At 61.8% G+C, this 24263-nt stretch carries 18 protein-coding genes; 11 read left to right on the forward strand and 7 right to left on the reverse strand.

Annotated features, from left to right (window positions below):
- Positions 1-70: 70 nt before the first annotated feature.
- The 7 genes from ACMGF8_RS01170 (at position 71) to ACMGF8_RS01200 (ending at position 6238) form a co-directional block, all read left to right on the forward strand.
- Positions 71-1003: a glycosyl transferase gene (locus ACMGF8_RS01170; protein ID WP_102865318.1), complete on the forward strand. Its 933-nt coding sequence runs from the start codon at positions 71-73 to the stop codon at positions 1001-1003.
- Positions 1003-1365: a sugar 3,4-ketoisomerase gene (locus ACMGF8_RS01175; protein WP_102865317.1), complete on the forward strand. Its 363-nt coding sequence runs from the start codon at positions 1003-1005 to the stop codon at positions 1363-1365. Before ACMGF8_RS01170 ends, ACMGF8_RS01175 begins: the two co-directional genes overlap by 1 nt.
- Positions 1362-2459, forward strand: coding sequence for a DegT/DnrJ/EryC1/StrS family aminotransferase (locus ACMGF8_RS01180; RefSeq protein ID WP_102865316.1), 1098 nt, complete (start codon positions 1362-1364; stop codon positions 2457-2459). Before ACMGF8_RS01175 ends, ACMGF8_RS01180 begins: the two co-directional genes overlap by 4 nt.
- A 449-nt stretch (positions 2460-2908) precedes the next feature.
- On the forward strand, positions 2909-4030 hold the full coding sequence (locus ACMGF8_RS01185; protein ID WP_102865315.1) for a sensor domain-containing diguanylate cyclase: 1122 nt from the start codon (positions 2909-2911) through the stop codon (positions 4028-4030).
- Between the two features lie 167 nt (positions 4031-4197).
- Positions 4198-4569 (forward strand): cytoplasmic protein, encoded by a 372-nt coding sequence (locus ACMGF8_RS01190; protein ID WP_102865314.1) that lies wholly within the window; start codon positions 4198-4200, stop codon positions 4567-4569.
- 10 nt (positions 4570-4579) lie between these two features.
- Positions 4580-5029, forward strand: a complete 450-nt coding sequence (locus tag ACMGF8_RS01195; RefSeq protein WP_102865313.1) for a DUF3828 domain-containing protein — start codon at positions 4580-4582, stop codon at positions 5027-5029.
- Between the two features lie 126 nt (positions 5030-5155).
- Entirely contained in the window at positions 5156-6238 is a 1083-nt protein-coding gene (locus ACMGF8_RS01200) for a dienelactone hydrolase family protein (RefSeq protein ID WP_102865312.1), read from the forward strand.
- Positions 6239-6291: 53 nt separating this feature from the next.
- Here the strand turns inward: ACMGF8_RS01200 and nirK are convergent, their stop codons facing one another.
- From nirK to ACMGF8_RS01235, 7 genes are all read right to left on the reverse strand, one after another.
- Positions 6292-7383: a copper-containing nitrite reductase gene (gene nirK / locus ACMGF8_RS01205; protein WP_102865509.1), complete on the reverse strand. Its 1092-nt coding sequence runs from the start codon at positions 7381-7383 to the stop codon at positions 6292-6294.
- Between the two features lie 113 nt (positions 7384-7496).
- Positions 7497-8312, reverse strand: a complete 816-nt coding sequence (locus ACMGF8_RS01210) for a YfaP family protein (protein WP_207816005.1) — start codon at positions 8310-8312, stop codon at positions 7497-7499.
- A 3-nt stretch (positions 8313-8315) separates the two neighbouring features.
- A complete protein-coding gene (locus tag ACMGF8_RS01215; protein WP_102865310.1) occupies positions 8316-9959 on the reverse strand; it encodes a DUF2300 domain-containing protein in 1644 nt (547 codons plus the stop codon).
- Position 9960: 1 nt separating this feature from the next.
- Positions 9961-14538 (reverse strand): alpha-2-macroglobulin family protein, encoded by a 4578-nt coding sequence (locus ACMGF8_RS01220; RefSeq protein ID WP_279381758.1) that lies wholly within the window; start codon positions 14536-14538, stop codon positions 9961-9963.
- The gene (locus ACMGF8_RS01225) at positions 14535-15194 is read right to left on the reverse strand and encodes a DUF1175 domain-containing protein (RefSeq protein ID WP_416758435.1); all 660 of its coding nucleotides are present in this window, start codon (positions 15192-15194) and stop codon (positions 14535-14537) included. Before ACMGF8_RS01225 ends, ACMGF8_RS01220 begins: the two co-directional genes overlap by 4 nt.
- Positions 15179-16891: a DUF2138 domain-containing protein gene (locus ACMGF8_RS01230; protein WP_416758437.1), complete on the reverse strand. Its 1713-nt coding sequence runs from the start codon at positions 16889-16891 to the stop codon at positions 15179-15181. The genes ACMGF8_RS01225 and ACMGF8_RS01230 overlap by 16 nt, the downstream gene beginning before the upstream one ends.
- 37 nt (positions 16892-16928) lie before the next feature.
- Entirely contained in the window at positions 16929-17720 is a 792-nt protein-coding gene (locus tag ACMGF8_RS01235) for a YfaP family protein (protein ID WP_207166630.1), read from the reverse strand.
- Between the two features lie 594 nt (positions 17721-18314).
- Between ACMGF8_RS01235 and ACMGF8_RS01240 the strand changes: the two genes are divergently transcribed.
- The 4 genes from ACMGF8_RS01240 to ACMGF8_RS01255 all read left to right on the forward strand — a co-directional run bounded on the left by ACMGF8_RS01240 (position 18315) and on the right by ACMGF8_RS01255 (position 24256).
- On the forward strand, positions 18315-19886 hold the full coding sequence (locus ACMGF8_RS01240) for a BCCT family transporter (RefSeq protein ID WP_207816003.1): 1572 nt from the start codon (positions 18315-18317) through the stop codon (positions 19884-19886).
- The gene (locus tag ACMGF8_RS01245; protein WP_207816002.1) at positions 19883-21184 is read left to right on the forward strand and encodes an OprD family outer membrane porin; all 1302 of its coding nucleotides are present in this window, start codon (positions 19883-19885) and stop codon (positions 21182-21184) included. The genes ACMGF8_RS01240 and ACMGF8_RS01245 overlap by 4 nt, the downstream gene beginning before the upstream one ends.
- 49 nt (positions 21185-21233) lie before the next feature.
- Entirely contained in the window at positions 21234-23240 is a 2007-nt protein-coding gene (locus ACMGF8_RS01250; RefSeq protein WP_207816001.1) for a CocE/NonD family hydrolase, read from the forward strand.
- Between the two features lie 77 nt (positions 23241-23317).
- Positions 23318-24256: a LysR substrate-binding domain-containing protein gene (locus tag ACMGF8_RS01255; protein ID WP_207815993.1), complete on the forward strand. Its 939-nt coding sequence runs from the start codon at positions 23318-23320 to the stop codon at positions 24254-24256.
- Positions 24257-24263 lie beyond the last annotated feature (7 nt).

The raw sequence follows: 24263 nt of genomic DNA on the forward strand, positions 1-24263 counted from the left end.
CCTCAGGGATAGCAACATGTATAATTTTTGCACATTATTTGACTCTCGATACATGTCTCGAGGACTTGCCATGTATGAATCCTTGAGCGTCAACTGCCAGACTTTTCATTTATTCATATTCGCATTTGACAAACTATCCTACGAATACCTTTCAAACGAAAATCTTCCTAACGTAACGATAGTATCCCTAGAGGAGTTTGAAACCGAGGCGCTGCTCTCAGTCAAGAAAGAGCGTAGCCCAGGTGAATACTGTTGGACATGCACTCCCTTTACTATCCTGCATGCACTAGAGCATTATAATTTAGAAAACTGCACCTATCTGGATGCAGATCTATATTTCTTTTCAAATCCAGTCGTTCTCATTGATGAGATGCAGAACAACTCCGTCCTAATCACGGAACACCGCTACACAGAGATATACAATCAAGAGACTACCAGTGGAAAATACTGCGTTCAATTCATGACCTTCAAATCCACAAAAGCAGGGATGAAAGCCCTTCGCTGGTGGGCAGAAGCATGCCTAGAGTGGTGTTTCGATAGGTTCGAAGATGGGCGCTTCGGCGATCAGAAGTATCTGGACGACTGGACGGAACGCTTCGAGGAGGTTCATGTGCTCTACCATTTAGGTGGTGGTGTGGCCCCTTGGAATGTACAACAATATGCCTTTACTCTTACTGATCAACAGGTAACAGGCACTGAGTTGACTACGCAGCAAGCATTCGACTTGGTCTTTTTCCACTTTCATGGATTTAAAATCCTACCAGATCAGAAGGTTGATCTTGGGGGGTATAGACTCTCCGAAAAAACCAAAAAAATGGTATACCAGCCATACGTAAAGCATCTCATGCAAATTGAGCAGTCAATTCAAACCAAGACGTCAGCCACTGGCAGCCTATCCATCACCAGGCCCGCTCCCAATGACTGGAGGAGCCTCGCACGAAAGTTGCGACAAAAAATAACCGGGTGTTATAATATTCATTTAATCAACTGGTTTTATAGATAATGGCCAAACTGATAGTTATCCCAACATTTACTGATGCACGAGGATCTCTATCAGTAATAGAAAAACAGATACCATTCTCAGTAAAGCGAATTTATTACATTTACAATGTTGTAGGTCAGCGTGGCGGACACCGTCATAAAACTACTAAACAAGCGCTGATCTGCCTGGGTGGTAGTTGTAAAATTTTTGTAGATGATGGAACTGATAAAAGGACCTACACTTTAGATAGTCCTGACCAATGTTTGCTTTTGGATGCAAAAGACTGGCATACAATGCAAGATTTCACCACATCAGCGACTTTACTGGTCCTAGCTTCTGAGCTTTATGATTCATCTGACTATATTGATGAGAAATATCCATGATCGAATATGAAAATCTAGGTCGTCTGAACGCTCCTTTCTTCACGGAGTATGAAAGCGCCTTCAAACAAGTGCTCGAAAGTGGATGGTACGTACTAGGAAAGAATGTCGCTCAATTCGAGTCAGCTTTTGCTGAATATTTGAGTGCGGATTACTGTACTGGTGTCGCCAACGGCCTTGATGCATTAGTTCTTGCACTGCAAGCACTAGACCTCCAAGCCGGAGATGAAGTCATCGTTCCAGCAAATACCTATATTGCAACCATTATCGCGATTGTGCGCCTTGGATTGAAGCCTATATTGGTTGAACCCTGCCTTTACTCTTACAATATAGATCCTGGTAAAATCGAAGCCCATATTACACAACGAACTCGAGCCATTTTGGTTGTACACTTATATGGCAAATCCTGCGATATGGATCCAATTCTAGATATCTGCAAAAAGCATGAACTACGCCTTATTGAAGATTGCGCTCAGTCTCACGGCTCGACCTATAAGGGCAAGATAACAGGCACCTTTGGAGACTTCGGTTGTTTCAGCTTCTACCCTACTAAAAACCTGGGAGCGCTGGGTGATGCTGGAGCTGTTATAAGTGCCAATGAGGCTCTAGATAGCGTCATAAAAAAACTAAGAAACTATGGATCTGTAAAAAAATACCATAATGAATTAGTGGGCTACAACTCCAGACTTGATGAATTACAAGCTGCGTTCCTGAATATAAAACTCAAGTCACTAGAGAAAATAAACAAACATAAACAGGCTCTGGCTGAAATATACTTCACCCATCTTGACAAGGCATTCATCAAGCCTCTTCGCAATGAAGACTTTGGAGATGTATTCCATATCTTCAATATAAGACACCCCCATCGCGACAAGCTGAAAAACTATCTCTTAGAGCATGGCGTAGGGACCGAAATTCACTATCCGATCCCCCCTATCGACCAGGTTGCCATGAAGGGAATTATTAGCGGTAGCTTCCCCATATCCGAGCAAATACACAAAACCACATTAAGCTTGCCCATCTCTTTCTTCCATACTAAGGAAGATATTCTTTTCGTATGTAAAACTGCGAATAGTTTTATTGCCGAGCACGGGTAAGCTCAAAAAACAACAGAGCACTTATGCGCCAAACACAGACCAGCTCTTGTTTGGCCAGCTCACCGTTTAAACACTTTCCTGTTCAACACCCAAAAACACACTCATACAAAACCCAATAAGATTTAAAGTGGCACACCAAAACACCATCATTTTTTTGAACAATTACTTTTCAATCAACACCATCCCCCAAAAAAACACCTGAACCACCAAACTTTAAAACCCACTGACAACCCCGACACCATTTACATAACATCAACTCATCCCCTACAACTTACGTTCAGAACGAAACAAAAAACGACCAATAAGAGCTCCAACTGTAAGTTTCCAGCACCATTTACAATTGCACCAATACTCGCAACTCAGCCCTGATAGGATGCTTGGCCATATTCCTGAGTACGGAACTTCACATCCCCACACTGCTCGTGGTGTCAGTCTTCATTTTCTTCTTAATGGGACTGCTAACCTTCCATGCCTGGCTGCGGGAAACCCGTGAGCGTGCATTGGCCTACCTAGGCGGCACGATGTTGCTGGCGGCTGCCGGAATGTTGCTTGTCAGCTTGCGCGACCTTGAGGCCGATCTGGTGCCCAAGGTCCTAGGCAACGTGACCCTTTTACTCAGCGCAGCCTTAAACTGGACGGCCATGCGGGTATTCGCCGGACGTCCGCCCCATGCACCGGGCATGCTCGCCGGGGCCGGCATCTGGCTGGCCCTGTGCATGGTTCCAGCGTTCTACCAGTCGATGACGGTTCGGGTCTCGGTGTATTCGCTGCTGGTGGCCGGCTATGGCCTGCTGATCATGCTGGAGTTCTGGCGCAGCCGTCGGCAGTTGGAAGTTGCCTATATGCCTGCCCTGGCCCTGACTCTGCTGCACACCGTGTTCTACAGCGTGCGCGCGGTGATTGACCAGGGCCTGGCCATGGATCAGGTGCTCAAAGGCTACGGCGCCGGAGTGCCGCTGTTCTCGCTCATGTTGTTCGAATCGATGCTGTATGTGATCGGCATCGCCTACGTGACGCTGTGCATGGTCAAGGAACGGGTCGAACTGCGCCTCAAGGCCGCAGCCTTCTGTGACGCCCTGACCGGCATCGGCAACCGCCGGGCGTTCATGGTCCATGGCGAGCGGATGCTGCTCGAATGCCAGCGTCGAGGCGCGCCGATAGCCTTGCTGTTGTGCGACCTGGACCATTTCAAGCGTTTGAACGACGCCTTTGGCCATCAGACCGGTGACCAGGCGCTGATCGCCTTCAGCCGGGTACTCTCAGACACCCTGCGCGGCAAAGACGTGTTTGCCCGCATCGGCGGTGAAGAGTTCGCTTGCCTGCTGGAGTCGACCGACGAGCAGTCCGCCGTGCGGGTCGCCGAACGGATTCGCCAGGCATTTGCCCGGTTGCCTCTTTTGGAGCCAGGGCTGCTCAGTGTCAGCATTGGCGTAGTAACCAGTGAAACCCAAGGCTACGATCTGCCGCGCCTGCTTTCCCTGGCCGATGAAGCCCTGTATGGGGCCAAGGACCGGGGGCGCAACCGGGTGCAAACGGCGGCGCGCAACGTCCTTGAGCTACAGCCGGGTTGAATGGTCAGGGCAACCTTTGCCGAAGTGGACTCAACGCGGTTTTAGCGGCCTTAACGATAACTGTGATACGCCCCCCAAAGCCCGAAGAAAAGGCACTTAGCCAGTATTTCCGCCCCCGTTGCGCAAGCATAGAATCGCCGCTCTTCAGGACTCTCGGATAACAAGGAATGTGGAATAAACAAGCCGCTATCAGTCACTTGAACGCGCACGCTCACGCCGGCAGTACCGGGCGCTGCGCGGCCTATACCCGCAAAGCGATCGAAGCCGGTGGCGGTGGGGTGATTTTGCACAGGAAGCACTCGGCCAAGGATTTCGGCTCATCATTGACCTCCGCCGGTTTTATCGAGCAACCGGCCGGCCAGGCGCCCGCAGCAGGCGACGTGGTCATCATCCAGCCCATTCCCGGGCACCCCCACGGCCACATGGCGATGTTCAACGGCACCATCTGGGTGTCAGACTTCAAGCAACTGCACGGTTTTTACCCGGGGCATTCCTATCGGGTGCAGAAGCCTGCCTACAAAATCTATCGCCATCCGTAAGGGGTTCCCCATGAGAATGCTGTTCTGCTCGCTGCTGGCAGCGGTCGCCATGCATCAGTCGGTCGCCCTGGCCGACTGCGCCAGCTCGCCAAAACCCGCCACCCAGGCGTTCTACAGCTGGTACCTGCAAACCTTCAGCGAAGACAAGGACCCGATCACCGACAGCGTCCCCGAGATGAAGAAATACGTCACGGACTCGCTGATCGCCAAGATCAAGAAACAGATGGCCAGCCCCGACGGCCTGGAAGAGGACTACTTCCTCAAAGCCCAGGACTACATGGATGAGTGGCTGACCCAGATCAAGGTCAGCGAACCGCAGGTCCAAGGCTCCAGCGCCAAGGAACAGGTGACGCTGGGCAGCACCCCGGACACCACCCAGATCGTCGATGTGCGGATGATCAAGGACAAGGGCTGCTGGAAGATCGACGAGGTACTTTCCACCGCCGATCAGAGCGACTGATCTGGCATTTCGGCGTTGAATCCAGCCAGTGCACGGGTCGTCCGCCAGGGCGATCCACCATGCTAAGCTGCGCGCCGTTTCGGGCAACGGCCCGGGACTTCCTTCACTGAAAAAGGACGCTCAGTCATGTCGTTGCCGGCCGCAGTACGCCTGCCCCTGTCATTCCTCTCGTTGTTCGGGGCTCTGAGCCTCAGCGGTTCCTGGGCCCATGCCGATGCGCAACAGGACGTCGCCAAGGGCCGTTGGCAAGGCCTGGCCGGTATGGCCAACCTGTACCTGGACGAGGCCACGCCGGCGGATTTCATTGAGGCCGGGGACAACGAAAAGAGCCAGCATGACAACTACGCTGGCGCCCTCGCCTACTACCTGACCGCCGCCCGCCTCGACCCGAAGAATGCCTACGCCTCTTACCAGGCGGCTGGGAGCCTGGCCGCCATGGACAAGAACAAGCGCGCCGCCGAATTCCTCGATCAGGCCCGCGAGCGAGGCTTCTGGCAGTTGGTGATTCTCAAGGAAGACGACGAACTGCAATCCCTGCAGCAGACCCCGGCCTACCAGAAGCTGCTGCGAGCCGCGGAACAGAACTACCCGGCCAAGGCCAAGGATGCCGGCCTTGCGGCCTTCAGTATTCCCCAGGGCAAGGCCCCGGCCGCAGGCTGGCCGGTGGTGGTCTGGCTATCGGGATTCGGCACCGAGGGCAGCGACGGCGTCGATATGCGCACCGACCTTGTGGGCGAGCAGGCCGTGCTGGTGGGCATCAACGGCACCCTCAAGCGCGATGAGCACCAGTTCATGTGGCAGCAGCACTCTGTAGCGCCCACTCAGGAAGCGGTCAGCGCGGCGTTGAAGAAACTGGAAAAACAGACTCGCATCGACCGCTCGCGCATTGCCCTGATGGGCTTCTCCCAAGGCGCCGAGCACGCCTCGCACCTGATCGCCGAATACCCGCAGCAGTACAGCGGCGCGGTGCTGCTGTCCCCCGGCGGCTACCGGATTCCGTTCGGCGAAACCCGGGCCCGGGACAAGCGCATCGTCATTGTCCATGGCGCCCAAGAGCACGAGAGCAACCAGAAGCTCACCGCCACCACGCAACAGGCCCTGGAACCCGGCAACCAGGTCCAGAGCCATGAACATGCCGAAGGCCACACCTTCCAGGACGATTGGCGCCAGGCGTACCCGGGCTACCTGAAGTTCGCCCTGAACCTCTGATGCCAGGTTTCGGAGCCGCGGCTTGAACCCCGCGGCCACGGCGCGGCTTCAGGTCAAGGCTTGGCCGGAACAATAGGCCCCGGGGCCTTTACCTGGGTCATCAGGTCATCGTCCCAGGTGCCTTCGACCTTGACCTGAGCCAGGGCCCCCAGCTCCATGGCCTCGATCAGGTTGTGGTTGAGGTACACGTAGGTGCCGGGCTGCTTGAAGGTGTAGAGCGCGGCCAGCGCCGAACCGCCGGGGATGAACCAGGTTTCCAGATTGCGCAAAGGGGCATTGGCGAACTTGCCGGTGGTCCAGACCCAGTCGCCATGGCCGCCAATCAGGTGCGGGCGGCTGTCGCGGTTGGCCTGGGAGTGGATGAACAGCACGCTTTCCCCGACCTTGGCGGTCAGCGCATTGGCCCCGGTCAGAGCCCCAACCCGGCCGTTGAACACCACATGGCTCGGGGTCAGCTTGCGCATCACTTCACGGGTGTCCTGGTAGCTGGAGGCCAGGTCCGGGTAGTCCTTGTAATGCCCGTCCTTGTCCTTGGGGATATACAGATCGAACTCACCGATGGTGTAGGCCCGGTCATAGTGCAAGGGCTTGCCGGCAGGGTCTTTCAAGCCATCGCGAGGCAGCACCATCAAGGTTCCGCTCATGCCCGAGACCACGTGCCAGGGCACCATGCCCGACGGCGCGCAGTGATAGACAAAGGTGCCGCTACGATCGGCCTTGAACCGCAGCACCACCTCCTGGCCCGGCACGACCTGGGTCAGCGCGGCCCCGCCCAGGGCGCCGGTGGCGGCGTGAAAATCGATGTTGTGGGGCATGCTGTTGCTGGCCGGGTTGCTCAAGGTCAGCTCGACGTAGTCGCCCTCATGCACCACCAGCGTCGGGCCGGGCATGGAGCCGTTGAAGGTCATGGCCTGCAAGGTGGTGCCCTGGTCATCCACCTGCATCTTTTTCTCTTCCACAGTCATGCGAAACTGCACGACCTTCGGCGGCCCGCTGACCACTTGTTCATGGGCGTGCACCTGGGGCGGTGCCACCAGGTCAACCTTGACCCTCTGCAAGCCGTCGGCACCGGCAGCCAACACCAGGCCGGAGGCACAACTGCCGACCACCACACAACACTTCAACCACGATTGAAACCTACCCATGTTGCGCATTTCCCTGCCAATGAATGGTGATTCATTGCAAGGCAAGCGCCGGGCAACCGTATTGTCTCAGGGCAATGAACCAATGCTCGGGCAGGCGGATAGATTGAGCCCGATCATGGATAGCTGAAACTGCGTACCAGGGTCAGCTCCCCAGGCGCCCGCATCGGCACGATGAAGGATTCGCTCTTCTCATCCGGCGTGCCCTCCTCGGTAATCACCGTGACCTGGGCCGTGGTCAGGGGCTGCACGGCGTTTTCCTGGCCGCCGTCTTCATCGTCACTGCGATAGCCGCCACCGTAGTAGTTCACATACACCAGGTACTGGCCCTTGAGCGGCGCCGGCATGGAGAAGATTTCCGGGCCGTAGCCGGTGGTCACGTCCACATCCAGGGCCGCGCCGTTGGGGGCCACGCGCTCGCCGTACCAGATGTGCGCGCCGTCTGGGGTCACCAGGTGCAGGTCGAGGTCGGTGTTGTCGCTGTCCCAGGACAGCAGCACCCGCAACTTGGGCGGAGTCACGCCACCGCCGGTATTGAGGAACTGCACGCGCTTGCGCTGCTGGCCGTCCGGGCTGCGCACTTCAACGCTGTTGCTGCCATTGGGGAAGGAATATGGCCGGTCGAAACCACCTTGTTCATTGAACTTGAGCGGCATGCTGACGCCATTGACGATCAGTTGGCCCGGCTCCTTGCTCGCTTTGGGCGCGCCTTTGATCTGCCCGCTGATACGCGCGCTATCGGCCTGGCCCAGGGGCGTGTTCACCGAAGAGGCCGGGTAGTTGACCTCCTGAATGTATTGCTCGCCATCGACGGCGCGGGTCCGCCAGCCGCCTTTGGGGGTGTCGAGCTGGATGCCGCTGTCGGCCAGGGCCATGGGCAGGCTGAACATTCCGCAAAGGAACAGGAGGACCGGGGGAGCAGGAAGTTTCATGGCCTATTCCAATAAAAGATGACGGGCGAGCCCTTCGATGTAGGTTTCATCCTGGCCGTTGGGATGAGCTTCAAAGGCCAGGTGCAGGTATTCGTGAGTCAGGTCGAGGCGGTCTTGCAGCGAGAGCACGCCACGCACGTAGATGCGTTGCCGTTCGCGGTCGACGTAGGGCCGACCGAAGCTCAGGCGGCACACGGCGAACTGGCTGATTTCGTTGTAGCCGATCTCTCGCTCCAGCGGCTGGCGCCAGCGCCGACGCTGGTTCAACAGCCACTCCTGAGCTGCGGGCAAGGGTTCGCAAGACGCCACCGGGTTGTCCCAGCGGCTGAGGCTGGCCCGAGGGTAGGCATGCAGCAGGATGGCGTCGTAACGCTGGCCAGCGCGCGCCTGTTCAACGGCCTGCTGCCAGGACAGTTTGTCCGGCGCACTCAGGTCCGAGTGGTAGGTGACTTGCGTGCCGGCCAACACCAGATCACTGGTCCAGGCGGCAACGGCGCGGGCCTGGGCGGTCGCCGGGCGCGGCGCGACCCGCTGGCGATTGCTGCTGTCGTCGATGCTCAGGCATTCGCCGCTGCGTCCGGCGTTCTGCAGCAGGTAGGTGCGGATCGCCACGGCCAGGGCCTTGGCGGCCTCCGCCGGTTCACTGCTGGCCTCGCGTTGCAGCACACGGGCCACATATTCTTCACGGTCCAGGCGCGCCACCAGTCGCTGGGCCGCAGGGTCTTGCTGCAGGAACAACTCGCCGGCGCTGTGGATATCCAGCCGGTTGCCGTTGGCAAATTCCACCCGATAATCCCCTTGCAGAGCGCCCGGCCTGGCTGGCTGACCCTTCTGGCTGACGCTTTTGAGCGGGTAGCGGGAAAACAGGCTGACTTCCACACAGCGGCCTTTATCCACAGGCGGATTGTCCGGCAGCACTTGGTTCAGGGCCTGGGCGTAGTCCTTCAGCACCCGCTGGCTAGTACCGCGCCCGCCCACCCACAGCGGCGTACCATCCACCAGCCAACCGGCAAAGCCGCCCTGGCGCGACTGCGGGTCCTGATCCGCCAGCCAGCTCCAGGTCTTGACCCGCAGGCGCCCACCCAACTCGCCCGCTACGGCACCGTCACCGGCATTGAGCACCACATCCAGCAGCACGCGCCGCGCCGTATCCCGTGCTGGCAGCAGCGCCAGCACCTGCAACAGTTGCGTCACCGGAACCCGGGTCTGGGGTTGCAACTGGTCCAGGTCCTGCAGCCAGTTCGGAGCATTGCGCGCTTGCCAGTAGGCGCGCCAGTCAGCACTGGACAGCTGCAAGCGCTGAGGCTCGAAGTACAGACCACAGGAGCGAACCAGGGCCTGATCCCGGGCAATGCTGCCGCCTGCCGTGCAGCAATAGACCTCGTCCTTGGACTTGCCCTGGCAGGCATAGGCCGGTTCTTGTGCGCCGGTATCCACCAGCCAGGCGTAGACGAAGAGTTTCCAGATGCTGCCCAGGGGCGCTTGCAGATCCTGCGGCAACGGCTCGCGAGCCAGCACCTGAGTCTTGCTCAGGCTCACCAGCTCACTGTCCGGGGCGACTTTCCAGGCCAGGCGCAGAGGCTCATCCTGGGCTGTCACCAGCCCAGGGAGTAGACACAGGCACAACCAGGCCCAACACCGCGTCATGTTATTTGACCGTGACCTGACCCAGTGCCGGCGTACGTTCCTGGGCCTGATGCTCTGGCGCATACACCTGGTAGTAACGTGCCGCAGGCAGGTTGAACTGGCCCTTCTGGGAGAAGCGGATCAAATGCCGCAGACGCACTTCGCTGTTGTCGTTCAACGCATCCAGCGGCACCGCGTAACTCATCTGCCCGGGTTCGAAACGCGCTTTTTCCAGGGACGCCGCTTCAGTGCCCGCTGGACCGGCCAGCTTGATGCCCCAGGTGGTGCGTTCGACATCGGCGCCCGGCGGCAACGGCACTTCCAGCATGCCGTACAGCAGCGGCCGGTTGCCCTCGTTGGCAATGATCACTTCGTCCAGATACAGGCCGTCACTGGCGATCGGCTTGTTACCCACCGGCTCCAGCTTGAAGGTGAAGGCTTCATCCCCGGGCACCAGGCGCAACAGGCGACGGGTAATGTTCACCGGCGACGGCGTGCCCATGTCCAGCTTGCTCAGGTAGCTGACCGAGGCCTGCAGCGGACGCTCCGGCACCTTGTCCAGGGTCAGCACGGCCGGCACCTGCGGCCCTTGCCACTGCCAGTAGCGTTCGCCGCTGGCGCCCTGCTGCTGTTGCCAGCCCTGCCCCGGATTCAGGGCCTCGGCCGGTGCCGACTGGGCCACGCTACGCTGCAGCCAGGTCAGGGCCAGAGCACGGTCCAGGGTCGGTTGCGATGGCAGCAGACGTTGCAGCAATGCGCGCGCCGTCGCTTGATCGAAAGGCTTCAAGGACAGATTCATTGCCTGAGCGAACGGCAGCGAGCTGATGTCGACCTGCTGCTGTGCCGCCTCCAACTGCGCCACGAAGGCAGGTGGCGGCGTGACCTTGGCGTCCCGCGCCAGGGCGGCTGTCAGCACCCGGGCGCTGGCCAGGCCGAGGGCCGAATCCGGGTCCACCATCACCAGGCTGTCGCTGCTGTCGTCATCCATGCTGGCAGCCGGACCGGCCCCCACCTTGGCCAGGTCGTCCATCAGTCCCCTGAGCAGGGTATTGATCGGCAGGTTCATCTCACGGGCGAAGGACAGGATCAGCGCCCGTTGCAGCAATGGCGTGCTGCCGGCCTGCTTGGCATAGACCTCCAGCACCCGCTGCCAGTGTTCCGGCGGCAGGTTCAGGTCCATGACCTTGCTGGCATTCCAGTCAGCGTAATAGGCATAGGCGGTGAGGAACGCATCCGGTTCGGCGTCTTCACCCCACCAGGTGAACGCCGCTTCCGGCCCGGCCATATGCACCAGGCGCAGGCGGCTGTTCTGCATGATCAGGCGCAACCGATCGCGAATCTGCGGGTTGCTGGCCAGCGCCGGGTAGGCAACGCTCAACGGCAGCAACTGGCTGGCGGTCTGCTCGACGCCGCCATAGGGGTATTCCAGCAACCCATCCAGGGCCGAACGGAACAGCGCTTGCGGGCTGTCGTCCAGACGCAGGCGAATCTCTGCGGCATCGGCCGGCAGGCCCAACGGCGTCGTGGTGCTGACCACGTCCAGGCTCTGGGTTTGCACCGTCTGCCAGCCGGCCGCGCTGCTCACCAGACGCACAGCCAGGGCGTCCACAGTCTTGCCTCCCTGCACCAGCTCGGCGCTCCACTCGCCATTGCCCGGGGCAATGGCCGGCAGCGCCACATAGTTGATCCCGCTGTTCAAGGTCAGCGGCAGGCGCTGGGATTCCCCGGCGTAATGAATCACCAGCTCGGCCTTGACCGGTTGTTCGGACTGGCTGAAGGCAAACACCCCCAGGTCCGGCTTGTCGCCACTGCGGAAGCGGCTCGGGCCGCTCCACTTCAGGTACAGAGCCTTGTCGGAACGAACGAACTGTTTCTTCTGCCCCACTTGGCCGTCATCGGCGATGGCCCGAGCGGTAATGCGCCAGCGGGTCAGGGAATCCGGCATGCGGAAGGTGAAACGCGCCTTGCCGCTGCCATCGGTCACCAGCTCCGGCTGCCAGGCGGCGGTGTCGACGTCTTCACGACGTGGCCGCTCCAGCACCTTGACCCCACGCTCGCTGCGGTTGGCCTTGCCCGGTGCGGTGGGGCTGCCCGGCAGGGCCACGTCGTAGCTGATGAACGACAGGCTGGCGCTGGTGCGCACGTTGTTACGCCGAGGGTGGTAGAAGAACTGGTCGATGCTCGGCGCCACTTCCGGCTGCAACGCGTAGACCATCTCGTCCACCACGCTGACCGTCAGGTGCGCCGGCACCGGCTTGCCGGCGAACTGGGTGGACAGGTCCACGGTGACCAGGTCACCCGGCTGGTACTTGTCCTTGTCGGTGTGGATGGCCACATCGATCTGCGGTGTCAGCACCTTGATCCCGGCATTCTGGAAGCTGTATTCGCCGCCCTTGGTGTAGAGCACAGAGAACGTCAGGTTCGGTGCGAAGTTGTCCTTCACCGGCACCCGGGCGCGGTACTGGGTAGGGCTGAGTTTTTCCACCTTCAGCCAGTCGCCGCCCTTGGACAGCAGCGCCGTGGCTTCGACCTTGTCGCGCTCCAGCGACAGCAGCGCATCGTTTATCGGCTCGGGGAAGGTAATCAGCGCCAGAGCTTCGTCACCGGTCTTGTATTCGGCCTTGTCGAGAACGATTTCCACGGTGCCCGGCACCGCTTTAACGCCTTCGCCGGTGACCGAGTGGCTGGTGCCGCCCAGCACTCGGTCGTGCTCGTCCTTCAGGGTCAGGTTGTAGGTGCCGGGACGTTCGAAGGCCAGGGCAAAGCCCTTGTCGGCCTCACCCAGCTTGCCCTCGCCGGTGGACTGGTCCTCCAGGCGCACCCAACTGTAGCGGCTGGGGGAAACCTTCTGGCTCTGCTCACCGGCGTTCTGGTTGACGTAGCTGAATTGCACCTTGTCACCGGCGGCGCTGAAGCGCTGTGGTGCACTCAGGCTGAAGCTCGCCGCGCCCCGCTCGATGAGGATTTCCTTGGTGGTCTTGACCCGGTACGCCGCGCCGTCACTGGCGAACACGGTGAGCATGTAGCGGCTCGGCTTGCTGGCCGCTGGCAGGTCGAGGGTGGCACTGCCCTTGGCGTCGGTGGTCAGCTCGGCACTGGTCAGTTCCACCGGGAACTGGCCCATGTACTGCAGTTCGTTGTCCACCATGGACAGCTGCTGGGCCCGCAGGCTCAGCTGCAGGCGCGCATTGGCCACCGGCTTGCCGTCCGGATAGAGCAGTACCAGGTTGCCCTTCACCGGCTCGCCGGTCTTGAAGTCCGGCTTGGCCAGGCTCAGGGCAATCTCGAAGTGCGGCTTGATGTATTCGGCCACGCGGAAGGCGCTGCTGTAGACCTGGTCCTTGTAGGCAAAACGCAACTCATAACCACCGGCCACGGCATTTTCCGGCAGTTGGAAACGGCCTTGTGTGCCGGACTTGGAATCCAGATTCAGGGTCAGGTTCTGCAGCGCGGTGCCGGCGGCATCCAGCACGCTGACATTCACCGTGCCGGCACCCGGCTGCACCGAATCCCGGGCGTTCTTGAACTCGCGGCCGACGATTTTCAGCGATACCCAGTCCCCCGGGCGATACAGCGGCCGGTCGGTGAACGCATAGAGCTTGGTGTCGTAGATTTCGCTGTCGTAATAGAAGTTCTCGGAGACGAACACCCCGCCTTCCTGGTCCTCGCCGATCACGTAGGAGCGCTCGGGGCTGACGTGTTTCAGGCGCACCAGGCCCTGCTCGTCAGTGGCGCCGCTGTTCATCACGCCCAGGCCGTCGGTCCACAGCACGTTGACCTTGGGCACGGAGTTGCCTTCATGCTTGCCTGCGGCCCAGACCAGCAGCTCGTCACCGGCAATCTTGCTCACCGCCACGGTGTTGGAGACGAAGACCATGGTGGTCGCGCGGTACTTGCCCACCAGGGCTTCCACCAGGTACAGGCCCGGCTTGAGTTGCCCCAGCGGGATATAGACGTTGCCCGGCGCGACGTTGATGAACTGGCTGGAGGAGCCGGACAGGTCAACCCCGGCCGGCGGCTGGATCGGCTTGGCCTGCCACAGCGGATAACGGAACTGGGTCACCAGCGGCAGCCCCGGAATCAGGGCGAACTGCGGCTGGGCGTCATAGGGCGTCGGCGCCAGCATCGAATTGCCGACCTTCAGTTCCGGCACCTCCTCGGTCACCTGCTTGCGTGACTCGTAGGAGAAGGCGCGCTGCATCACCCGGCGGGATTTGCGATACCAGTTGTCCCACAGGTAGGCCAGGGTGTTGGACAGGCCCTCGCCCTTGAACTGGCCGTCACTGACCACCCGGTGCAGGTTCTTCTGGCGCTTGAGGAAGTCCAGCGGCTGGTTGATCCGGTACACCCGGATGTCCGCGCCGCCGTAGGGCTCCATGCGAAAGCGCCGGTAATCCCGGCCCGGAGCCTCAAGGCGCACCATGGCCTGCTCGTCGCTGGCAAAGCTGCTGTCGGCCAGGAGGAAGAAACTCTCGCCGGAGACCGCCGCGTAATCGCTGGACGGCACCGAGTCTTCGGCATTGACCAGGCTCGCGGGGGCCGCGAGGGTCAGAACAACAGTCAGTCGAAACAGAAAACGCCACATACGCGATTCGCTCATTGGGTGAGGAAGTTCAGTCGATAGATGCCGATGAAGTTGGGGTTGGCGGGGTCGGGTATCCATCGAGTGTCCTTCCATGTCATCAGTTGCTGCACGCTGGCCGAGCGCATGCCGTTGTCGGTGGGGGTGGTGGTGCCGGTGTGATAGGCGATGTTGCGGCCCATCCAGATCATCAGGTGCTGGTCGTCGCCCTGATCGAAGAACAGCAGGTCACCGGGGCGCGCCTGGCCCAGGTCACGGCTGACCAGATGGCTGTTGAACTGGATCAGCTTGATGGCGTTGACGTAGGGCCCGGTCTGGCCGCCGCCCTGCTGCCACTGCTGGGCCAGGCCACGCTGGCCTTCGCTCAGCTGCAGCTCCGGCGGCAGGTAGCGATTGGACATGCCGTTGGCCCGCAGCCATTTGCTGTCGTGGGCCTTGAGCGCTTCGTTGGCGGCAAAGCGCACCAGGCCGGCGCAGTCCTGCTGGTACCAGCGCGGGCTCGGCCCCTGGCTCAGTTGCTCCTGGGCAATGCGCACGAACCAGGCGCGAAACACCTGGGACTGCTGCACGTCCAGCGGCGGAACCTGGTTCGCGCCCACGGCATTGCTCAGCAACAGGGCCAGCAGGCCGAGGCTGGAAAGACTCTTGCGCCATGCACTCACAGCGCGCGCCATTGCAGGGGCAGCCATTGCCAGTGACCGTTGGGCTCGCTGCCTTCGGGCAGAGTCAGGGCGTACTTGCCGTAACCGCCAAGGGTGCGCAGCTTGGGCACCAGGTAGGTTTGCGCAGCGTTGTTGAACACCGGCTCCATGTCCTGGGGCAAGCTGTCGAAGGTTTCCTGCTGGATCAACTGCGCCAGGGATTGCGGGCCCAGGTACACCGGCATCAGTGCATCCTTGGGTACCACATCGGCCAGGGGCGGGAAGCGTTTATCCAAAGTATCCAGGGCCTTGCTCACCAGCTTGTCGTCCAGGGAGAACACCAGGGTCGAACCATGGCGAGCCAGGCTGACCTGCATGAAGGCGCGGCCGGTGATGGCCTGCGGGTCCTTGGCCTCCTTGGCCGGGTACTGACCGAAGTTGGAACTGACCTGGCGCTGCCACTGGTGTACCTCGCCGTTCTGCTGCTCGACCACGGGGAAGATGCGCTCCGGCACCTTGCTTTCCCGGGCCCCGACCATGGAACCGAACAGCTTGCCCAGTTCCCCATCGAGCTGGGTGTTGTCCTTATCCTTGAGGCTGGCCACCAGCAGCGGCGTGTACAGCCGCGAATCGGCGTACCAGCACAGGCCGGCGGTGCCGGCCATGTGTTCAGTCAGGCTGCTGGCCACCGCTTCTTCGGCACCGAGCTTGACCAGCAACGGTTTCTGCTGCTCCGCTGCCAGGGGCAGCGCCACGCAGGCACTGGCGCCCATGGGCATGGCCTGCCAGATCGGCTTGAAGTCGAAGGCCGGCTGGTTGTCCTGCTCTTGCATGGCCAGGTAGCTGTGCCAGCCCTTGGCGTCCATGTCGAAGCGCAGGCCGGCGAAGTTGGGGATGAAACGCTGGTAACCCATGGCCAGGACACTGGAGTTGACCGCCAACCGTTGCTGCACTTCAGGCTTGCGCGCCTCCAGGCCAAAGGCTTCGGGGAACAGTTTGTCACCGTTGAGCAGGGCTTCCAGGGCAGCGGTGGAGACGGCGCCATGCTCATCGTCGGCACCGCTGCTCAGGTCATACAGCTTGGCCGGGTTGGACAGCACCACCAGTTTGTCGCCGTGGGAAGCGAACGCCAGGGATTTACCGGCGTTGTAGTTCAACTGGTAGAGGGTCACCGCATCGCCGCCGACCTTCAGCTCAGCCAGCTTGCTCAGTTGCGTGTCGTCCAGGGCAACCTTGGCCAGGGGCTCCAGCAGCTTGGCCAGCCCGCCACGATCCATCACCAGCAGGAAATCCTTGAGACGCCCATCGACACCGCGCCACAGCGCCACATCCGCCGGCTGGTCGAACAGTTGCTCGATCAGGTTGTCCTGCAATTTCAGGTCATGATCGTAGATGATCCGCCGCAGGCTGCCGATCAGGCCCAGGCGGTCGGCGTGGGCCTGGTAATAGAAGACGAAGTCTTCGGTCAGGGTGTCCTTGAGGAAAGGCACCGCCAGCAGGTCCTTGGGCAGTTGCGTCAGGGAGTGGGTTTCCAGTAGCCCGTCGGGGCGACTCAGGCCCAGCTTGTCGCCGGCCAGTTCGACCACCGGGGTCTTGGGCTTGCAGCCCACACCCGCGACTGCGGCGGCGACCAGACACAGGCCCGCGACCAGTGCTGGCCAGCGCCGTTTGCTACCGGGTTGTACAGGGCCGGGAACGCCGGCCGCCGGGGATGCTGTGTTTTCGCTCATGATTCACAAAGCCCAATTCATCCGTGGTGCGGGATGTTCAATAGTTGAAAGACTTGACCAGCAACAGGTCGCCGATGGCCCGCATGGGCACGATAAAGGTCTCGCGTTTCTCATCGACGGTGTTTTCGTTAAGGATCAGGTTGATCTGCGAGGTGATCACCTCGTTCTGATTGCTGCCTTCGTCGAAGTTGTACCCGCCACCGCCGAAGTTGCCCCAGTAGTTGACGTAGATCAGATAGGTGCCCCGCAGCGGCGCGGTCATGGTGAACATTTCCGGGCCCGGCCCGTCGACGCCGTCCGGGTCCAGGCCGCCACCGTTGGTCAAACCGGGATGACCGAAGAACGCGTGCTGACCGTCGGGGGTGATGATGTGCATGTCCAGCTCGGCCTTGGGATCATCCCAGCCCAGCACCACGCGAATGCGTGGGGGCGTCTTGTTCTGATTGGCTTCGTAGAATTGCACGCGCTTGAGGGACTTGCCCTCGGAGCTGCGCACTTCGACGCTGTTGGAGCCGGCGCCAAATGCATAAGGGCGAGCGAAGCGGCCCTGTTCGTCGGTGTAGAGGTTCAGCGGATTGCCGTTGACCGACAGGCTATGGGGCTGGCGCAAGTGACCGATCGCCTTGAGCTGGCCCTCGATCAGAGTGCGGTTGCGTTGAATGCCACGGTCGATGGGTGGCGTCGGATAGGCCACCCGGTCCTGCTCGGTACGGTCCAGCAGTCCGGAATAGCGCCAGCCGGCCAGGGGTTCCTGAAGTTCGGCGGAAGGTTCGGCGAACGCCACCCCGGCCACCAGCAAGGTCAGCAGGAGGGAGGATAAAACGCGCATGTAATGCGTCCTGCCATGCATGGGAAAACCCTGGCGCCAGATCCTCGGCGCGGCTGCGAATATTCGGAAAGAGTGCCCGGCGACAAAGGGCGCTGGAAAGGCCGCAGATTAGCGACTTGGCGCCTGTTGCACAATTGGCGAAAAGGGATTTTGCAAGGCAATCGACACCCTGCTGAAGTACGGCCCGCAGGTGCCACTACGGCGACATTATCCGCGCCGAAAAAGGTGGCTATACGCCATTAATTGCACACCTCATCAGCCGACAAGAAAAACCCTTAGTTCAAGTACGAATCTGCCCCAGAGGCCCCCTCTCTCCAGCACTCGCAAGCGTCCGGCCGCCAACCACCGACGGCTGCCGATCGACCCTGCGGCAAGCGCTCTGCAATGCCTGCTACACCAATCGGCCCGGCCATCGCCCATGGCAGCCAGGGGCCATCGCGCATTCCCTCAGGGAATGACCCCATACCCATTAGTCGATTGCTACAGCGCACCACTCAACGCTTATCTAAGAACGCCGCAGCGTTGCACCGCGGCGCCCTGTGATTGCGGCCTCGCCTGGCCATAAAAAAGATAAGCAACGGGAGTGCCTCACTGATGAAGTATCCGTTAAGAGCCTGGGTCTTCTGGCCCACCTTTCTGATTCTGCTGGCAGCCGTGATCGCCAGCTACCTTGATCTGCAGGGTTTCCTGGCGGTGAGCAGGCAGCTCAACCGGATCATCCTCGACAACTTTTCCTGGCTGTTCAGCGCCGGCAGCTTCTTCCTCCTGGTACTGACCGCCATCGTCTACTTTTCGCCCCTGGGGCGGGTGCGCATCGGTGGCGAAGACGCCAAGCCCCTGCTGAGCAAGCCGCGCTGGTTCATGGTGGCCCTGTGCACCACCCTGGCGGTCGGCGTGCTGTTCTGGACCACCGCCGAGCCGCTCTATCACCTGTATGGCCCGCCCACGAGCCTGAACATCGAAGCCGGCAGCAGCGAAGCCAAGCACTTCGCCATGTCCAGCATGTTCCTGCACTGGACCCTGACGCCCTACGCCATCTATCTGGTGCCCTCACTGGTGTTCGCCCTGGTGTTCTACAACCTGCGCGGCCACTTCTCCATCGGCGCCATGCTGCAACCCCTGCTCGGCCAGGCATGGGTCAAGCGCCATGCCGGACTGATCGACACCCTGGCGATGTTCGCCCTGGTGGCGGGCATGGCCTCTTCCCTGGGCACCGGCGCCCTGACCCTGTCCGGCGGCCTGAGCCAGTACATCGGCGGAGAAACCACACCGCTGCGCCTGGGACTGATCATCGCGGTGATCGTCGCCACCTTCGTGTTCTCCGCCGCCAGCGGCTTGCAGAAGGGCATCGTCAAGTTCTCCACCTTCAACACCTGGATCATGCTGGCGCTGGGGCTTTTCGTTCTGGTCTGCGGGCCGACCCTGTACATCTTCAGCCTCGGCATCGAGTCCTTCGGCACCTACCTGCAGACCTTCTTCGGCCGCAGCCTGTTCACCGGCGCGGCCAGTGGCGATAACTGGCCCCAGAGCTGGACGGTGTTCTACTGGTCGGTGTGGTTCGCCTGGGCCCCGGTGAGTGCGATGTTCCTGGGCAAGATCGGCCGTGGCTATACCGTGCGCGAGTTCATCCACATCTCCATGCTCTACCCGGCGCTGTTCACCGCCCTGTGGATCTGCATCTTCTCCGGCAGCAGCCTGTACTTCGACGCCCAGGGTGATGGGGTACTCAACCGCGTGCTCAACGAGCAAGGGGTGGAGCACGTGCTGTACCAGGTGTTCCAGCAGTTGCCGGCGAGCGGCCTGATCATTGCCTTCCTGCTGTTCATTGCCTTCATTTCCTTCGTCACCGCTGCCGACTCCAGCACCGACGTCATCGGCAATCTGTGCAGTCGCGGGGTCACCGCCGACTCCGATCTGGACGGCAACCCGCTGCTCAAGGTGATCTGGGGCGCGATCATCGGCTGCGTGTCCTGGGTGATGGTGGCCTACGTCGGCATCGACGGGGTCAAGATGCTCTCCAACCTGGGCGGCCTGCCGGGCATGCTGATTGTCCTGCTCTCCAGCAGCGCGCTGATTATCTGGATGAAAAACCCGGCATTGCTGACACCGCCGCGGCCAGCACAAGAGCCCGGGGAAAGCCACTCGCCACGAGGGCCTATCCCATGAACGTCCGTCTCCTGATCCTGGGCGGCCTGGGCCTGACGCTGCTCTGCCCCGCGCTGGCCCACGCCAGTCAGGCGCAATCCCGGGGCTTTGTCGAAGACAGCCGAATCAACGTCCTGGTGCGCAACAACTACCGCAACAACGACCATCGTCAGTTGGACCTGGATGCCCGCGAGTGGGGCCAGGGCCTGCAGCTGGACTACGCCTCCGGCTACACCCAGGGCACCCTGGGCTGGGGCCTGGATGCCCATGCCTATTTCGCCACCCGACTCGACAGCGGTGGTGGCCGGGCGCGCACCATGATGCTGGTCAGCGACAGCGACGGCAGCAGCCGCCGAGAATCGGCTACCGCCGGGGCCGCGCTGAAAATGCGCCTGTCCAATACCGAGCTCAAGTACGGCGACCTGCGGCCACAGACCCCGGTGCTGGCCCTGGCCGACAACCGGCTGATGCCGGCGACCGCCACCGGCCTGGCCTTCAGCAGCCGCGAGGTGGAAGGCCTGTTGCTGGAGGGCGGGCACTTCACCGCCTCCCGGGACTTCAACCAGACCGGCCATCGGGGCGGCTTCCACGCCGGTTACGCCAGGGTCGAGGGCGGCGACGCCAGCTATCTGGGCGGCACCTACCAGTTGCATCCGCAGGTCGAACTGGGGCTCTACAGCTCGCGCTACCAGGACCTGTGGCGCCAGCACTACCTCAACCTCAACCTCGACCAGCCCCTGGACGCCGAGGAGCGGCGCAGCCTGAACCTGGACCTGCGACTCTACCGCTCCCTGGACGACGGCAAGGCCCTGGCCGGGGATATCGCGGTAACGGCCTGGTCGGCGGCGCTGGCCCTGAACCAGGGCCCGCACACCGTGACCCTGGCCCACCAACGCATCCATGGCCAGCAGCCCTTCGACTACCTGGCCCTGAGCGGCGGCGGCTTCCACGGCTCGATCTACCTGGCCAACGCCTCGTTGATCGCCGACTTCAACGGCCCCGGCGAGCGTTCCTGGAGCCTGGGCTACCGACTCGACCTGGAACACCTGGGCCTGCCCGGCCTGTCCTTCGGCACCCGCTACATCCGTGGCAGCCATGTCGACGGCCGGCGGATCCCCCAGGACAGCCCCTACCGCTACTACGCCGACAAGGAGCGCCAATGGGAGCGGGACATCGACCTGAGCTACCGGGTGCAGAGCGGCGTCGCCAAGGACCTGTCCCTGAGCCTGCGCCAGGGCACCTACCGCATCCACGGAACCTCGAACGGCGATATCGACCACATCCGCCTGGTCACCGAATACCCCTTCAGCCTGCTGTGATCCACCGCGCTCGGCCCGGTGCCGGCCCCTTTTTCGACTGGAGTAGCCCATGGACGTCATCCGCGACTTTCCCCATCCGATCCGCGAGATCGAGCACTGCCTGATCCCTCTGCGTGACGGCACCCAACTGGCCGCGCGTATCTGGCTGCCGGCCGACGCCGGCACCCGGCGTTACCCGGCAATTCTCGAATACCTGCCCTATCGCAAGCGCGACGGCACCGCCGTGCGCGATGCCCTGACCCACCCCTGGATGGCGGGCCAGGGTTACGCCTGCGTGCGCGTGGACATGCGCGGTAACGGCGAATCCCAGGGCTTGATGGCCGACGAGTACCTGCCGCAGGAACAACAGGACGCCCTGGAAGTGCTCGACTGGCTCTGCGCCCAACCCTGGTGCGACGGCAACCTGGGGATGATGGGCATCTCCTGGGGCGGCTTCAACGGCCTGCAAGTGGCAGCCCATCAACCCGCAGCGTTGAAAGCCATCATTACCCTGTGTTCCACCGACGACCGCTATGCCGACGACATTCATTACAAGGGTGGCAACCTGTTGATGGAAAACCAGGGCTGGGCCGCCACCATGCTCAACTTCAGCGCCGCCGTACCGGACCCGCTGCTGGTACCGGACTGGCAGGCGCAATGGCAGCAACGCCTGGACGCCATGCCGATGCTGGCCGAAACCTGGCTGCAGCATCAGACCCGTGACGACTACTGGCGCCAGGGCTCGGTGTGCGAGGACTACGCGGCGATCAAGGCCGCGGTGTACTGCATCGGCGGTTGGGGCGATGCCTACAAGAACAGCGTGCCGCGCCTGATGCAGCACCTGAATGGCCCGAAGAAAGCCCTGCTCGGCCCCTGGATTCACAAGTACCCGCACTTTGCCGTGCCCAACCCGGCCATTGGTTTTCTCCAGGAGGCCAAGCGCTGGTGGGACCACTGGCTCAAGGGCATCGACAACGGGGTGATGGACGAGCCCGCCTGCACCTTCTACCTGCAGGACGCCGTGCCGCCCAAGGCCAGCTACGCCGAACGCCCGGGCGTGTGGGTGCAGACCGCCGGCTGGCCCGATCCACAGATCCAGTGGCAGACCTTCAGCCTCAGCGACAACGGGCTCAGCGTGGGAGCGCAAGCGCTGAGCGCAAGTCGCAGCATTTGCTCGCCCCTGACCACCGGCCTGCATCAGGGCGAGTACTGCGCCATCTGGTTCGGACCGGACGGCCCCACCGACCAGCGCCGGGACGATGCTCATTCGCTGTGCTTCGACAGCCAGCCCTTGAGCGAGCCCCTGGCCTTGCTGGGTGATGTGCGCCTGGACCTGCGCCTGACCTCGGACCAGCCTTGCGGGCAGATCGTCGCCCGGCTCAATGCCGTGGCCCCGGACGGTCAGGTGGCGCAGATCACCTACGGCACCCTGAACCTGTCGCTGCGCGACGACTTCGCCGTGGCCAGCCCACCCGAGCCCGGCGCGCCCCTGCAGGTGCGCGTCAACCTCGACCATGTCGGTTATCGCCTGCCGGCCGGTTATCGCCTGCGCCTGGCGTTGAGCACCGCCAGCTTCCCGTTGCTGTGGCCGGCCCGGGAGCTGACCACCCTGACCCTGCTGCCCGAGGTGCAGAGCGTGCAGTTGCCGGTGTTCATCGGCGAAGCCGTGGCGTGTCCGTTCGAAGCCCCGCAAAGCGCCCCGCCGGCCAACCTGGAAATCATCCGCGCCGCCGCCCCCAAGCGCACCCTCAGCGAAGACGCGGCCAGCGGCGAAGTCTGCGTGCGTATCGATGACGATCTGGGCGCCATGCGCTTGCTCGATCACGGCCTGTGGGTCGACCAGCGCTGCACCGAGCAATACCGCACCCTGCCCTGGGACCCGCTGTCGACCCGGGCCGATATCCAATGGCATTACCGGGCCGGTCGCGGCACCTGGTCGGTGGAAGTGGACAGCACCCTGGGCCTGCACGCCGACGCGCAATGGTTCTACCTGCGCGCCACCCAGGTTGCGCGACTCGATGGCCGGCAGATCCATCAACGCCAGTGGCACAAACGGATCGCCCGATCCACGCTGTAAAGCGTGGCAGGATGCCCAATCTCCGAGACTCGGCGGGACGCAGGACACAGCGCCCGCCCCTGTAGACTGGTACCCGCATGTCGCATCGAAACGTCGATCTGCCCCCTCTCAACTGCCTGCAGCCTTTCGAGGCCGTGGCCCGTCATTTGAGCTTTACCCGGGCCGCCCAGGAACTGAACCTGACCCAGAGCGCGGTCAGCCGCCAGATCAAGCGGCTGGAGGAAAACCTCGCCCGGCCGCTGTTCCACCGCCACAACCTGGGCATCAGCCTGACCCCGGCGGGCGAGCGCTACTTTCGCACCATCCAGCGCCTGCTGCGCGAGCTGGACCGCGAGTCGGCGGAACTGCGCCGCCGCGGCGCCGAGCGCCAACTGACCCTGGCCAGCACCCCGACCATCAGCTCGATCTGGCTGGCGCGCCTGCTGCCGGCGTTCCAGAGCCTGTATCCGGAGCTGGACATCCGCATCCTCTGCAGTGAAAGCCCCCAGCACCTGGATGTCAGCGAGTACGACCTGGGACTGTTCTATCACCTGGACGAGTTGCCGGCGCCCCTGGGCCTGGAGCTGACCCCGGTCTTTGCCGGGGAGCAGGTGATCTGCGTCTGCAGCCCGGACTACCTGAGCCGCAAGGGGCCGATTCGCGATGCGCAACACCTGCTGCAGGAACACCGGCTGCTGATTGTCGAAGACCACTATCACGACTGGCTGACCTGGTCCGACTGGTTCAGCGCCGTGGGCGCGACCTATCACTCCCCGCAACACGCCCTGCGCACCAACAGCTACCAGTTGCTGATGCAGTCGGCAGTGATGGGCCAGGGCGTGGCCCTGGGCTGGGAAAGCCTGCTGCAGGACGAACTCGCCGCCGGACGCCTGCAACGCGCACTGCCGCAGCGCATGCCCAGCCGCGGGCGCCTGAACCTGATGCAACCGCACCACCGCAATCCACCATCCGCCGTACGCCGCTTTCGCCAATGGCTGCTGGAACACACCCACCTTGCCCACGACGCCGGCCCTTGATCGCCCC

The sequence above is a fragment of the Pseudomonas sp. BNK-7 genome (assembly GCF_048072025.1).
Classification (GTDB): domain Bacteria; phylum Pseudomonadota; class Gammaproteobacteria; order Pseudomonadales; family Pseudomonadaceae; genus Aquipseudomonas; species Aquipseudomonas danubii.